This window comes from Glutamicibacter sp. AOP5-A2-18, from assembly GCF_052446055.1.
In the GTDB taxonomy this organism is placed as follows: Bacteria; Actinomycetota; Actinomycetes; order Actinomycetales; family Micrococcaceae; genus Glutamicibacter.
This window is the reverse complement of sequence record NZ_JBQSVW010000001.1, coordinates 2,748,879-2,762,977: the sequence shown is the minus strand read 5'-3', so window position 1 is coordinate 2,762,977 and position 14,099 is coordinate 2,748,879. Positions and strand designations below refer to the sequence as shown.

Here is a 14,099-nt window from a genome sequence, read left to right as displayed (position 1 = left end):
GCAACGACTATTCGCTGAAGCCAAAACCCCAATCGCGGTACGGCGGTAGGAAACGCAAAACGAGAAGGTCATCGTCTTTCATCACGCCGTAACCGGACTTCTTTGATTCTTCTGAAGAGTCAGTATCGGTAGGTGCTGAGCTGTCTTGCTCTTCATCTTCGGCAACCGCGGTTGCTTTGACCTTCTTGGACGCTGATGCCTCGCCAAGCATCGTGAAGTACTCTTCAAAGGTTTCAGCCCCTGATTGTGCCAATGCCTTGGCGTGCTCCTTACCGATGTAGCGAACATGCCATGGCTCGTACTTGTAGCCGGTGATCTCTTCCTTGCCATCCGGGTACCGGATGATCAGCCCGTACTCCACCGCATGTTTGGCAATCCAAATACCTGCAGGAGTTTGCCCAAAGGCACTTTTTAGTTCGGCCTGACTATTGGTGTAACCAAGGTCCGCCGCCAACCCGAGCTGGTGTTCGCTGGTGCCAGGACGTGCCGAAATACGCTCGGCATAAGCGGTCCCATATTTGGTTTGGTACTGATTAAATAGCGCTGCTTGCCGTTCATAGGATCGGTAGGCACTCAGCAGATGGATGGAATGGCCGGCCGCGCGAGCATCCGTAATGAGTTGCTCCACGGCCTTAGCCGCTTCGGATCTCAACTGCATTCCAGTCCCGGCAACATTCACGAGCTTTGAGGGTGTGTAGTTCTCCGGTGAAAGCTTGGTGGTGGGATTGATCAACGCGAGCATGCTTGATGCGTCCGTAAGCTGCGAGCTTTCGATCGCGGACAGATCCTTATCGGGCGCGGCCTGGGCAGCAGGAATTGCTGAGAACAGCAGAGCCGAGGCAAGCACGGTGCTTGTCACTGCAGAGGCGAGACGCATGATGAAGGAACCCTTTGAGATGAAGCGATGAGTGGGAAAACAAGTCCCCTCTATAACGATAGCCCGATTTCTTCTCTAGGCGAGGGGAAGTACATCACCTCATTAGTGAAGCAGAGACGACTTAGACGACTGAAAAAAGTACTTATTTGCCCGCAGAGTTCATCCAATGGCACTTCACGCGATAAGTTTGTTCACGTGTTGTATTCAGATGGTGACATTCGCAGAGAAATAGCGTCCGGTGAGATTGGCCTTGAGCCCTTTGACTCGAACATGGTCCAGCCCGCATCCGTGGACGTTCGAATTGACCGGTTCTTCCGGTTATTCGACAACCACAAGTACGCGCATATTGATCCTTCAACGGAACAAGATGAACTGACCCGCCTGGTCGAGGTTGCCCCGGACGAGCCGTTTATCTTGCACCCCGGTGAGTTTGTGCTTGGCTCCACCTATGAAGTGGTGACCCTCGGACACTCAATTGCGGCACGTCTTGAAGGCAAGAGCTCACTGGGCCGCCTTGGACTGCTCACCCACTCCACTGCAGGCTTCATTGATCCGGGCTTCTCCGGACACGTGACGCTGGAACTCTCCAACATGGCTACCCTGCCGATCAAGCTCTGGCCAGGTTCAAAGATTGGCCAGCTCTGCTTCTTCAAGCTGACCTCCGCCACCGAGCACCCTTACGGTTCCGGACCCTACGGAAACCGTTACCAGGGACAGCGCGGACCAACGGCATCACGCAGCCACCTGAACTTCCACCGCACAAACATCGAAAGCTAAACACAATGAGGATCGCCCTTGAGCCGGTCCTCATTGTGTTTGGTGGATCATTTGACGGCTGACTAATCCTTGACCTTGCGCGGTGCACGGATAGGCAACAGAAGCAGCAGGCCCAGGGCAAGCACCACTAGAATTCCCAAGATGCCATAGCGCTGGGCGCCGCCTGCAGCTACTAGGGGAGTAGCTATGGCAATAGACAGGCCAAACAGTGCCGGGGCTAAGAAGGAAACCGCCCGACCCGTCGTGGCGTAGAGGCCAAAGAGTTCTCCTTCGCGGCCTGCTGGAATTAGCCTTGCCAGGTAAGAACGTGAGGCCGCCTGAGCCGGTCCCACAAACAAGCACAGCAGCAATCCGAAGATCCAGAAGCCGCTGGCGCCGGGGGAGAGGAATACTCCTGCACCGGCGATGAGCAACCCGATGAGGGAACCGCAGATGACCATCTTTGGCCCGAGCACGTCATCGAGTCGGCCGCCCAACACCGCACCGGCCGCCGCAACTAGGTTGCCAACAATGGCGAAGATGATTACTTCTGATGTGCTGAAGCCAAAGGTGCCCGTCGCGATGACACCACCGAAGGTGAAGATGGCGGCTAGACCGTCACGGAAGACAGCTGAGGAGCAAAGGAAGAACAGTAAGTTGCGGTCACTGCTCCACAAGTTCTTGATCGTTGCGAACAAGACCTTGTAAGAATCCTTCAGTGGGATTTTCGCTGAAATGGCTGGCGGCGCTTCTGGAATGATGAAAAACAGTGGCAGCGCAAACATTAGGCACCAAGCGGCAGAGAAGATGGCGATCAATCGAAGATTCAGTGATCCATCGGTACTGGCACCAGGCCACTGAACTATAGGTTCCACAAAACCGAATAGCACCAGGGCCAGAGCAAGGATGCCACCTACGTAGCCCATGCCCCAACCGAATCCGGAGACCTTGCCGACAGTGGCCTTGGTTGAAATCTGGTTGAGTACGGCGTTGTAGTTCACCCCGGCAAACTCACTGACCACTGACATCAGCGCAATTAGGATGGCGCCTAACCAAAGAAACTTGGGGTCTGGATAGACAAAGAAACAGGCAGCGCAGATAACAACGAGGATCAGCGTATTGACCACAATCCACAGTTTTCGTCGGCCTGCTGCATCGGCGCGCATTCCGGTGACTGGCACCAGCAATGCGATGGCCAAACCGCCGACCGTCAGCGCTTGAGACAACACCAGCGAAGCATGGTCCTTGTCGCCGAAAAGCTCACTGGTCAAGTAGACGGTAAAAACGAAGGTGATCATCACCGCGTTGATCGCTGCCTGACCCCAGTCCCAGCTAGCCCAAGCCCAGGTGTACTTGTTCAGCCACTTATCACTGGCTGGGGGCGAATCTGGTCGAATGATTGACATGCTCGAATCGTACCCGCAAGCACGGAACTGTGAGTGAACCAAAAATGGAAATCTTGATAATCCTGTGCAAAAGCTCAAAATCAGCTGATCGCGGAAACTGGCGAAAATATTCCTCTAAAGACAGATTGCGCAAAGGCTCGCGGAAACCGGCTGATAAAATTACTACTGCGGACTATTTTTGTGGTCAATGCACTCTGCCCAACCAACAGTCGACAGAGGAGACAAGTGCTAGTAATTCTCACTGCGCTGTTTGTGACCGCCCTTTTGTGCCCGCTCTTGTTCCGGGTACTTAAACGAAACGCCTTCTATGTGGTGGCCGCTGTCCCTGCAGTGGGATTTATTTGGTTGCTGACTCAGCTACCTGTTGTACTTGCCGCAGATAACTCTCTGGCCAACGGTGCACCTAATGCGCCGCCTTCACTGAAAATTGAGTGGATCTCCGGACTCAACATCGGGTTGAACTTCCGGATGGACTCCTTATCCGCCACCATCCTGCTGCTGATTCTTGGCGTGGGCGCACTGGTGTTGTTCTACTGTGCACGCTACTTCAAAAACGATGACCCACAAATTGGTGGATTCGCTGCGAAGATGGTTGCCTTCGCCGGAGCGATGACCGGCTTGGTCACGGCCGACGACGTCATCATCATGTTTATCTTCTGGGAAATCACCAGCGTTCTTTCCTATCTGCTCATCGGCTTCAACCAAGCCTTGATCTCAGCCCGCCGTTCGGCAATGACTGCACTGATCGTCACCACCTTGGGTGGTTTGATCATGCTGGCCGGTATCTTGATGATCGGTTCCGAAGCGGGCAGCTACCAGCTCTCCGAGATCTTGGCTTCCGCAGATCGCCTCGTTTCACTTGGTGCCTACACGGACGTAGCCATAGCCTTGATCATTGTTGGTGCCATCTCCAAATCCGCATTGGTTCCTTTCCACTTCTGGCTGCCCGGCGCCATGGCCGCACCAACACCGGTGTCCGCCTACTTGCACGCCGCCGCCATGGTTAAAGCCGGCGTTTATTTGATCGCGCGCTTGGCCCCGGGATTCTCCGAAACAAACCTCTGGGTACCAATGACCGTGGGCATCGGTGTGCTGACCATGCTCATTGGTGGCTTCCGTGCGCTTAAACAGCATGACCTTAAACTGATTCTTGCTTTTGGTACGGTCTCGCAGCTGGGCTTCATCATTGCCATTTTCGGTTTTGGAACACCGGAAGCCGCCTTCGCCGCACTGGCAATGACCTTGGCCCACGGCCTATTCAAAGCGACCTTGTTCCTCAGCGTGGGCATCATTGACCACAACACCGGTACTCGTGATATTCGAAAGCTCAGCGGACTGCGCCGGGCCATGCCGATTCTGAGTGTTACCGCCGGAATCGCTGCAGCATCCATGGCGGGCGTGCCGTTGACCTTTGGCTTTGTGGCCAAGGAAGCAATTTACGAATCCGCGCTGCACTTAGAACACGGCTGGGGCATCGTTGCTTTGATCGGCTTGGTGCTCGGCGCTGGTTTGACCATGGGTTATTCTCTTCGCTTCTTCTTCGGCGCGTTCGGGGTGAAAAAGCATTCGGTGCCGTACCTGACCTGCAAGGCCCCAACACTGATCTTCCTCGCACCATTGCTCCTGCTCTCAGCCATGACGCTGGCCCTTGGCCTGTACCCACAGCTGGTTGAGCCTTTGATGATCCATTGGTCAGCAGCGCAGGGTGGACCAGGCAAAATGCACCTGTTGGCATTTGCTGGACTGAACCCAGCCTTGGGACTCAGCGCAATTTCCATCAGCCTGGGTCTTGCCTTCTACTGGATTCGCCGCCGAACAGATACCGGTGCTGCTCCGAGGCGCATGATCATCTCCGCCGAAGATATCTACCGCATGTCACTCAACGGGCTGGACATGGTTGCCATTTGGATTACCGGTCGCACCCAACGTGGTTCGTTGTCCTTCTACCTCGGCGTGATTCTTGGCGTCGTCTTAGTAGTTCCGCTGGGGATTGCCCTGACAGTCTCGACTCCTTGGCCCGATCTCTGGGTTATTGCTGACCACCCTGCCCAGCTGCTCATCGGTGCGCTGATTATTGCAGGCGCCGTGGTGTCCGTGATTGCGCCAAAGCGTTTCATGGCAGTGCTGATGGTTTCGGTCACCGGCTACGGCATGGTCGCGATCTTTGCCTTGCAGGGGGCACCCGACTTGGCGCTGACCCAACTGTTGGTAGAAACCATCATTTTGGTCTCCTTCGTTTTGGCTCTGCGTGCCTTGCCAAAGCGACTGTGGGGTGGAGTTGCCAAGATCAAATGGGGACGCGCACTGCTGGCAATCGCCTTGGCCGTCATGGTGATCTACATTGCCATCGCCATGATGGGCGCCCGTGACCAAACCCGAATTTCACTTGAATGGCCAGAGCTGGCTTACCACGAGGGTTACGGAAAAAATATTGTCAACGTCGCCCTGGTTGACATGCGTGTCTGGGATACTTTCGGAGAAATCACCGTCCTCGCGGCGGCTGCAACCGGCGTCGCTTCATTGATCTTCGCCGGCCGTAGCTTCGGCTCACGGGTTCGTGCACACGAGGTGGAACCGGGCAGCATCGATTCGGGTTCCGAAGCCATGGGCAATAAGGAATCCAAAGATGTGGAACTGCGCATCGCCCGACGCTTTGCCACCAGCGGCAATCAAGACTGGCTGATGGCCGGCAGTACCCTCGTGGCCGAACGTCGCTCAATCATTTTTGAAGTGGTCACCCGGCTGATGTTCCACTCGGTGCTGATCCTCTCGGTCTACACGCTGCTCACCGGACATAACACTCCCGGTGGCGGTTTTGCCGGCGGTCTGATCGCAGGCCTTGCCTTGACCATCCGTTACCTAGCCGGCGGTCGCATTGAACTCTCTGAGTCACTCAGGATTGCCCCAGGCTTGCTTATCGGTGGCGGTATTGCACTAGCTGGACTAGCCGGAATTGTTCCGCTGTTGCTGGGCGACGAAATTTTCACCATGTATGCCGTGGAGTTCTGGTTCTTTGGAGATCAGAAGTTTGTTACTTCTACGATCTTCGATATCGGCGTGTATCTGGTGGTTTTGGGACTGGTACAGGACGTGCTGCGTTCACTGGGTAGCGAAATTGATTCACTCTCCGAAGGACGTAGCCCGGTGGACCGCCATGACTTTGTACAAGCCTCACAGACAGGAGTTGGCCGATGAGCGTGAACATCACCTTTCTCGTGATTACCGGTGTGCTGCTTGCCTGCGGTTTCTACCTAGTACTTGAACGAACCCTGACCCGTGTGTTGTTAGGCATCATGCTTTTAGGCAACGGCATCAACCTGCTGATCCTGACCACCGGTGGCCGGCGAGGCATTGCCCCGCTGTTCAAACCCGAAATTGCAGCCGAAGAATATTCAGATCCACTGCCGCAAGCATTAATCTTGACGGCAATCGTCATCACCTTCGCGGTGACAGCATTCTTGCTCGCCATGATCTATCGGTCGTGGACGCTGACCAGTGCCGATGAGCTGGCCGATGACACCGAAGATATTAAGGTGTCGCAGAAGACAGCCTACGACGAAGAGGAAGACTCGCCGGTGGCAGAGGATACGACCGAATTCGTTGACGAAGAAGGCCGACCAGTACGTGAGGGGGAAGAGTGAATTTTCTAGATCTAGCCCCCCTGGCCGTAGTCCTTCCGATCATTGGCGCCGGTGCCGCGTTCCTGGCCCGCCGCCAGGTGCGCACCCAACGACTGATCACCATCGGCATCCTGTGCCTGACCTTGCTTTTGGAAGCAGGCATGGTGGCAGCCGTCTGGGGCGGAGAAAGTTATGCCATACACATCGGTGGCTGGGAGTCACCCTTCGGCATCGCACTGATGGTTGATGGCTTCAGCTCCTTTATGCTGCTGATTTCCACCTTGGTGTCACTGGCAGTGTTGTTCTTCGCTACCAGTCAGGGTCTAGCCGACGGGGATGAACCCGGACCAGTCTCGGTATTCCACCCGGCCTACCTGATTCTACTGGCCGGTGTGTCTAACGCCTTCCTGGCAGCGGACCTCTTCAACCTCTATGTCGGATTCGAAATCCTGCTCACCGCCAGCTACGTGCTGCTCACCTTGGGTGCCACAGCTGAACGCATTCGCGCCGGTACTACCTACGTGGTGGTTTCGGTGGTTTCCTCGGTGGTCTTCTTGATGGCCATCGCCATGATCTACGCCGCCACCGGAACGGTGAATATGGCGGACCTCGCGGTGAAGCTGCCACAGTTGGATCAAGGCCCGCAGCTGATCTTGCATGTATTGCTGTTGATTGCCTTCGGCATCAAGGCCGCGGTGTTCCCGCTGTCTTTGTGGCTTCCCGACTCCTACCCAACCGCTCCGGCACCGGTGACCGCCGTGTTCGCAGGGTTGCTGACCAAGGTGGGCGTGTATGCCATCGTGCGTACCGAAACCTTACTGTTCCCCGGAGGCGAAGTACGCGCCGGACTGATGGTGGCCGCAGCGCTGACCATGGTGGTCGGTATTCTTGGTGCATTGGCCCAGACGGACATCAAACGTATGCTGTCCTTCACGCTGACCAGCCACATCGGTTACCTGATCTTTGGTGTTGCTATCGGCACCCCACTAGCCATCGCGGCAACCATCTACTACGTAGGTCACCACATTATTGTGCAGACCTCGTTGTTCATGGTGGCCGGCCTGATTGAACGTCGTGCAGGTAGCTCGAATGTCACCAAGCTCGGCTCGCTAGCCAAACTTTCCCCGGCGCTGTCGCTGCTCTTCTTTATCCCCGCGATCAACTTGGGCGGCATCCCACCGTTCTCCGGATTCTTGGGGAAGTTCGGATTGCTGCACGCCGCAGTACAGGATGCTGACCCATTGACCTGGATTGTTGTTGGCGCTGGTCTGCTCACTAGCTTGCTGACGCTGCTGGCCATCATCCGTGTTTGGGCCCGTGTGTTCTGGCGACGCGCTACCGATGCTGAAGTTCCAAACCAAGAACTAGTGGAACAGGCCGCCTCAGTAGCTATTGAGACTGCTGCTGGTGGAGCGCAAAATCCGGCATTGGGTCTGAAACTGGCCAAGGAGCTTGAAGCCGATTCTTTGCCGTGGGGAATGCGCTATTCCACCGCGTCACTCGTTGTAGCCGGCATTGCGTTGACCGTATTTGCTGGACCAATCTTCGAGTTCTGTGAACGGGTCGCAGCTGAGCTCATTGCTCGCGAACCATATATCAGTGCGATCTTGCCATTGTGATTAGGGGGGGACGATGTCGACTAAAAACCTGAAGCACAGAGATCAGCGTATCCATGATGCGCTTGATACTTCTGGCGTCCGTCACCGGGCAACACTCAAACAGGAATGGCCGCTGCTGGCGTTGCTGATCTTTGTCTGGGCAGCCCTCTGGCAAGACTTCTCGCCGGCGAATCTGATCTTCGGTGTCATCGTTGCGCTGATAATTGTCACGCTCTTCCCGCTGCCGCCGGTGGTCCTTTCGGGCCGTGTGAACGTCTGGTACTGCTTTGAACTGTTTATCTGGTTCATCGGTCAAGTATTTGTGGCAAGTTTCCAAGTGGCACGACTGGCGATCTTCCGGGGAAAGAAAACCCGCAGTGGAGTGATCGCCGTGGAGTTGCGTACCGACTCGGATTTGATTGTCACCGCGGTGGGACATGTACTGACGCTGATTCCTGGATCATTTGTTATCGACGTTGACCGGCGCTCATCAACGCTGTACTTGCACTACATCAACATCGAATCGAGATCCGACATGGAACGGGCCCGCGAAGCGGTGCGCGACATTGAACGTCGAGTGATCATGGCGATGGGTAGCCACGATGAATTTGAAGCAATCAAGCACGAATGCGGTCCAATTCTTGGTCGAGTAGGAGGCAAAAAATGATGACAATCGTGATGTGGATTTGCGGCATCATGCTGGGTCTAGCCACCGTTGCGTGCTTGATCCGCGTTGCCAAGGGCCCCTCGATTCTTGACCGAGTCTTAGCCTTGGACGTGATGCTGCTGATCATTTCCGTGGCGTTGTGCTTGGAAATGGTCTTCAACCGCCACACCGACTACCTGTTGTTTGTCGTTGTTGCGTGCACCTTGGGCTTCATTGGCTCGGTTACGGTGTCGCGGTACGTCTCGGATCAGAGGAACGCCTAATGGAATTGTTCCTCGATATTCTTGTCGCCGTCCTGCTGATCACCGGCTGCCTCATGTCGCTGATTGCCGGTATCGGTCTGCTTTCATTCCCCGACATGCTCACTCGGATGCACGCCGCCACCAAACCGCAAGTACTTGGCTTTCTGCTGATCTTCACCGCGCTAGCAATTCACTTGCGTAGCTGGAGTGTGGTTCCAGTATTGTTCCTGGCTTGGGGGATGCAGCTACTGACCGCTCCCGTATCCGCACATATGATTGGGCGCGCTGGTTACCGAACCAAGCACGCTGCCAAACAATCTCTCTACGCCGATGAACTGAGGCAAGTAGTGGACACGGTATCTGACGCACCGGCCACCGCGTCTGTTGAAGTCTCTAGCGAAGAGTCGAAGGACTCAAAGTAAAACTGAGCAGTGAAAAACTGAGCAGTGTAAAACTGAACAAAACAAAAAGGAACGGCCCACCATTGGTGGGCCGTTCCTTGAGCATTAGCTACTTGCTGAACCGTGCGACAACCTTGTTGGTGCCACGGTCTGCCAAGACCTGGATGGTCGCTGCGACAATCGATGAGAAGATCGCGAATCCGAGCGCCTGACGGAATGAAGCCTCTGCAGCTTCTTCGCTACCCTTGCGGGGAGCCTTATTTCCGGTGACGCCCTTCCACAGCTGATCAACTAGCTTGCTGCCGAGCAAACCGGCGCCAATCGAAATTCCGGTGGTGGCAAGTTTCTGTACTGTGTTCATATTGCCCTCGCTTCAACGTCGTAACTTATCTTTCCTCTGCCCAGCATACCTGCGGTAAGGTGGGGGAGCAGTAATTTTTCCGACAGGGGAGCGTCAGACTTCAAAAAAGAAGTCGCCAAGACGCTGAGAGTGCGATAGATCGCAGACCCTCGAACCTGCTCCGGCTAGTACCGGCGAAGGAAGTCGAGCATCTCGGATGCGGACGGGTGTAGCACTATGCCATCAGTCCGTACATCTCCCCTCCTAAATATAGGAGGACCACCCATGAACCAAGTAGTCGCAAAACAGCGAACCAGCTGGCGCGTTGTCGACATCGTCGTAGCCTCAGTAATCGCCGTAGCCTCAGGAGTGATCTTCTGGGCTTGGAGCGCAGGCATGCCGCTGTTCTCGCTAGCTTTTGTTGCCTTCCCACCTGCCGCTGCACTGCTGACTGGCGTATGGCTCTTCCCAGCGGTACTCGGTGCCCTGATCATCCGCAAACCAGGTGCAGCAGTGTTCTGCGAATTACTGGCAGCCATTATCGAGGCATTGCTGGGATCTCACTACGGTCTGAGCGTCATCGTTTCCGGGCTGGTCCAGGGCCTTGGTGCTGAATTGGTCTTTGCCATCTTCCGCTACCGTAAGTGGAACCTGAGCGTTGCGCTCATTGCAGGTTTTTTCACCGGCATCTTCGCCGGTATTTCCGAAGCCTACATCCTGGCGTACTACGTGGAATACACCTCATCACTAAAGATCTTGCACGTGCTGATCACCGGCGTCTCTGGACTGATCATCGCTGGTCTGCTGTCTTGGCTGGCCACCCGTGGATTGGCTAAGACCGGTGCACTGAGCGCACTGGCTAGCCGCCGTGCTCACCTCGAGTCCGGGAAACTGGACGCCAAATGAGTTCGCTGGCTAACCGTGGCGCTGACGCTCAAACTCGGCGGGGCGCCGAGATTTCTGCGCGTGGTTTTAGCTGGCAGCATGCCGAAAGAACAACTCCCGCGGTTTCCGGTTTAGACCTTAATATTCAGGCCGGCCAGAAAGTACTTCTTGTTGGTCCTTCCGGTGCGGGAAAGTCGACCTTGCTACATGCTCTGGCGGGGTTGTTGGAAGTCGACGAGTCGCAGCAAATGCGTGGCGAGCTACTCATTGACGGGGCTGATGCCTTTGCTCGCCAACGCCCGGTTGGGCTGATGCAGCAAGACCCGGAGACCCAAGTGGTGCAGAGCCGGGTAGCTGATGATGTCGCCTTCGGGGCCGAGAATCTTGCTGTAGCTCCCGAGGTGATCCGTGAGCGCATCCCAGAAGTATTGGACGCTGTAGGTCTAGGCATGCTCTCCTTTGACCACCGGACCCAAGAACTATCCGGAGGACAGAAACAGCGACTGGCTCTGGCCGGTATCTTGGCCATGCAGCCAGGATTGATGCTCCTTGATGAGCCGACCGCCAACGTGGACCCAGAGGGGATCGGTCCCTTGCGCGATGCCGTGCTTAATGCGGCACAGCTCAGCGGGGCCACCGTGCTGGTAGTTGAACACCGGTTGGAAGTCTGGGCCCAGCACATGGACCGCATCATCGTCCTTGAGCCAGGTGGCGGAGTAGCCCATGATCTGAGCCCGCAACAGCTCATGGAGGATCAGCAGCTTCGCGCTGAACTCGCTTCGGCCGGTCTGTGGGTTCCCGGCTACCTGCCACAAATCCAACAAGTGACACTCCAGCCGGGAGGAACCTTGCTGGAGGCCAAAGACTTGGTGTGCGCCCGAGCTGAGCAAGCACCGCGCACCCGCCCGGTTAACCTACAAGTCCGCGCAGGCACCGCAACGGTCATCCGTGGTGAAAACGGTGCAGGTAAATCCACCTTGGCACTCACCGTTGGTGGCTTGCTCGCTCCTGTCGCAGGACAGCTTGATGCAAGCGAGCAGCTAGCCAATGGTCTTGGCAGCTCACCGTTTAGCTGGAAAGCTGGTGCGCTGATTGGTCGGATCGGTTCAGTGTTCCAAGAACCTGAGCACCAATTTGTGGCGCAAACCGTCCGTGAAGAACTAGCTTTTGCTCCGTTAAGAGCCAAAGCCAGTGGCGGGCGAGAACTGAAATACGAGCCGGAACAAGTTGAGCAGTTAGTGCAGTCACTGCTGGTGCGCTTGGGTCTGGAACATCTTGCTGACGCAAACCCATTCACGCTCTCCGGAGGAGAGAAACGTCGGCTATCCGTAGGCACCGTGTTAGCCGCTTCTCCAGACGTATTGATCCTTGACGAACCAACCTTCGGACAGGATGCCAATACGTGGCGTGAATTAGCGCAGCTGCTGGTTGCTCAGTTGGAACAGGACACCGCGATCATTGCGGTGACTCACGATGAACATTTGGCCAGCGTCTTGCAGGCTGAGCAGATTCATCTAGCTGCACTGCCAAGCGGCGACGTGGCCAAGCCTAAGGGACCGGTACTGGATGCTCCGGTGGGCGATAGCTGGCTAGCTAAGATCAACCCGTTAGCCAAGCTGGGCGCCGTGGCTGCCGCAACGTTGCCTTTGATCAGTACATTGGATGCAGTCTCGGCTTTGGTGATCATTGTTGCCAGCGTTGTGTTGTTCCCACTGGCCGGTCTCAGTCCGCTGAAGTTCCTCAAACGGGCGTGGCCGCTGCTACTGGCAGGGCTTTTTGCTGCGTGGGGTATTGCACTGGTTGGCCAAGATAGTGGCGCAGTCTATGCGCAGCTTGGACTGTTCAGTATTACCGAGGGTTCGCTGCAGGGCGGTATTGCCACCGGGCTGCGGGCCTTCGCCTTGGCGATTCCATGCATCTTGTTGTTGGCCACCACCAACCCGAGTGATCTGGGCGGGGCACTGTCTCAACAGCTTAAGGTCCCGCATCGTTTTGTGCTCGGCGCATTAGCCGGAATGCGATTGCTGGGACTGATGATTGAGGAATTTACTACGTTGACCTTGGCCCGTCGGGCTCGTGGTGTCGGAAACTTCGGCACCCTCGCTGCGCGGATTGGCGCGAAACTTGGTCAGAGCCTGGCCTTGCTGGTTCAGGCCATTCGCCGTGCCGGTCGTTTGGCAACCACCATGGAAGCTAAAGGCTTTGGTACGGCCAAACGGACCTGGATCCGCACGGCCACCTTCACCCGGACCGACGCCGCGGTACTTATCGCGGGCATCGTCCTGGGTGCTGCAGCTGTAGGTGCGGCCCTGTGGGCCGGCACCTACAACCTTGTGTGGAGTTAGCGAATTGCGTCGCTGAGGGCGCTGAGTTCTTCGTGGAGCTCAGCGTCTAGACGCAATGGCTTGGCATCCAAGGTGCGCACCGGAGTGAGCAGACGGATCGAGGAAACCAACCAGACACCATCGGCCTGGTAGAGATCTTCTGGACGCAACGGGCCGTAACCCAGTTCCCAGCCGTCTTGAGCAGCCGCATCAAAGATTGCACTCTGTGTGGTGCCCGGCAGGATACCCGTTTCTAGCATGGGGGTCAGCAGACGTTTGGTCTCACCATCGCGCTGGGCAACCAACACCGTTGAGGTGGGAGCTTCCAGCACGATACCGTCGGCTGAAGTGAAAATGACATCATGGGCGCCGTGCTTGCGTGCATAACGTAGGGCTGCCATGTTGATCGAGTAGGACAGGGTCTTCGCGCCCATCATCAACCATGGTGCACGTTCGGCAAGCTTGGAATCGTAGCCACGATCAAGCAAGAGTACGTCGACTCCTGATTCGCGCTGCTCTTTGCCTAGGGCCGGGGCAGGAGTGACAGTCACCCAACAGATTGCTGGATCTTCATCATGCTCACCACGAGCTGCGATCAGTTTGACCACAGCTTCCTCTGCGCCGCCGGTGGCGTCAAAGTCAGCCACGGCCGTATCAACTGCGGCATACCAGGTGCGTGCATCGGGAATGATCAGGTCTGATAGTTCAGCCGAGCTGGCCAGACGAGCAAGGTGCGCTTCAAATTTGCGAACCGCTTGGTTGGTGTAGAGCATCGATTCGAAGATGCCGTCTCCACGGGTGACTCCCTGCACGGTGACTGGAAGTTGTGGTGCGGAAATATCGGCCAAGTAGCCTGCCGGATAGGCCGGATCCAAGAATACTAGAGAACTCATACCTACAGATTATCGAACCCATAGCCCATGTGTGACCTTTGAGCTCACGGATGTTCAGACTTCTTAGTGAATCTTAGATAAGCTAAGCGG

Annotated in this window: 13 protein-coding genes and 1 riboswitch; of the genes, 9 read left to right on the top strand and 4 right to left on the bottom strand. The window is 56.1% G+C overall.

What is annotated here, in order from left to right; genetic code table 11:
- Positions 1–7 precede the first annotated feature (7 nt).
- On the bottom strand, positions 8–877 hold the full coding sequence (locus ACT3RW_RS13250) for a M15 family metallopeptidase (RefSeq protein WP_444614045.1): 870 nt from the start codon (positions 875–877) through the stop codon (positions 8–10).
- A gap of 195 nt (positions 878–1,072) precedes the next feature.
- Here ACT3RW_RS13250 and dcd point away from each other — a divergent pair, with 195 nt between their 5' ends.
- Positions 1,073–1,654, top strand: coding sequence for a dCTP deaminase (dcd, locus tag ACT3RW_RS13245; protein WP_131088956.1), 582 nt, complete (start codon positions 1,073–1,075; stop codon positions 1,652–1,654).
- A 62-nt stretch (positions 1,655–1,716) separates the two neighbouring features.
- On the opposite strand, the gene ACT3RW_RS13240 is transcribed toward dcd, so the two are convergent.
- A complete protein-coding gene (locus tag ACT3RW_RS13240) occupies positions 1,717–3,039 on the bottom strand; it encodes an MFS transporter (protein ID WP_444614044.1) in 1,323 nt (440 codons plus the stop codon).
- 225 nt (positions 3,040–3,264) lie between these two features.
- Between ACT3RW_RS13240 and ACT3RW_RS13235 the strand changes: the two genes are divergently transcribed.
- The 6 genes from ACT3RW_RS13235 to mnhG are packed head-to-tail and all read left to right on the top strand — an operon-like array spanning position 3,265 to position 9,588.
- Entirely contained in the window at positions 3,265–6,234 is a 2,970-nt protein-coding gene (locus tag ACT3RW_RS13235) for a Na+/H+ antiporter subunit A (protein ID WP_131088954.1), read from the top strand.
- Positions 6,231–6,680 (top strand): Na(+)/H(+) antiporter subunit C, encoded by a 450-nt coding sequence (locus ACT3RW_RS13230; protein WP_131088953.1) that lies wholly within the window; start codon positions 6,231–6,233, stop codon positions 6,678–6,680. Before ACT3RW_RS13235 ends, ACT3RW_RS13230 begins: the two co-directional genes overlap by 4 nt.
- A complete protein-coding gene (locus tag ACT3RW_RS13225; RefSeq protein WP_131088952.1) occupies positions 6,677–8,278 on the top strand; it encodes a Na+/H+ antiporter subunit D in 1,602 nt (533 codons plus the stop codon). The genes ACT3RW_RS13230 and ACT3RW_RS13225 overlap by 4 nt, the downstream gene beginning before the upstream one ends.
- Before the next feature lie 13 nt (positions 8,279–8,291).
- The gene (locus tag ACT3RW_RS13220) at positions 8,292–8,924 is read left to right on the top strand and encodes a Na+/H+ antiporter subunit E (protein WP_131088951.1); all 633 of its coding nucleotides are present in this window, start codon (positions 8,292–8,294) and stop codon (positions 8,922–8,924) included.
- Positions 8,921–9,187, top strand: coding sequence for a monovalent cation/H+ antiporter complex subunit F (locus tag ACT3RW_RS13215; protein WP_131088950.1), 267 nt, complete (start codon positions 8,921–8,923; stop codon positions 9,185–9,187). Before ACT3RW_RS13220 ends, ACT3RW_RS13215 begins: the two co-directional genes overlap by 4 nt.
- Complete coding sequence (gene mnhG, locus ACT3RW_RS13210; RefSeq protein WP_131088949.1) at positions 9,187–9,588, top strand: monovalent cation/H(+) antiporter subunit G; 402 nt, start codon at positions 9,187–9,189, stop codon at positions 9,586–9,588. The genes ACT3RW_RS13215 and mnhG overlap by 1 nt, the downstream gene beginning before the upstream one ends.
- An 88-nt stretch (positions 9,589–9,676) precedes the next feature.
- Here the strand turns inward: mnhG and ACT3RW_RS13205 are convergent, their stop codons facing one another.
- Positions 9,677–9,928 (bottom strand): DUF4235 domain-containing protein, encoded by a 252-nt coding sequence (locus ACT3RW_RS13205; protein WP_131088948.1) that lies wholly within the window; start codon positions 9,926–9,928, stop codon positions 9,677–9,679.
- Positions 9,929–10,002: 74 nt separating this feature from the next.
- A riboswitch (TPP riboswitch) is annotated at positions 10,003–10,127 on the top strand.
- A gap of 65 nt (positions 10,128–10,192) precedes the next feature.
- On the opposite strand from ACT3RW_RS13205, the gene ACT3RW_RS13200 reads away from it, so the two are divergent.
- Positions 10,193–10,813, top strand: a complete 621-nt coding sequence (locus ACT3RW_RS13200) for an ECF transporter S component (protein ID WP_444614043.1) — start codon at positions 10,193–10,195, stop codon at positions 10,811–10,813.
- The gene (locus ACT3RW_RS13195) at positions 10,810–13,137 is read left to right on the top strand and encodes an ATP-binding cassette domain-containing protein (RefSeq protein ID WP_444614042.1); all 2,328 of its coding nucleotides are present in this window, start codon (positions 10,810–10,812) and stop codon (positions 13,135–13,137) included. Before ACT3RW_RS13200 ends, ACT3RW_RS13195 begins: the two co-directional genes overlap by 4 nt.
- On the opposite strand, the gene ACT3RW_RS13190 is transcribed toward ACT3RW_RS13195, so the two are convergent.
- Positions 13,134–14,009 carry an aminodeoxychorismate lyase gene (locus ACT3RW_RS13190; protein ID WP_444614041.1) on the bottom strand — a complete coding sequence of 292 codons (876 nt, stop codon included), beginning with the start codon at positions 14,007–14,009 and terminating at the stop codon, positions 13,134–13,136. The two genes, ACT3RW_RS13195 and ACT3RW_RS13190, sit on opposite strands and share 4 nt — an antisense overlap.
- Positions 14,010–14,099 lie beyond the last annotated feature (90 nt).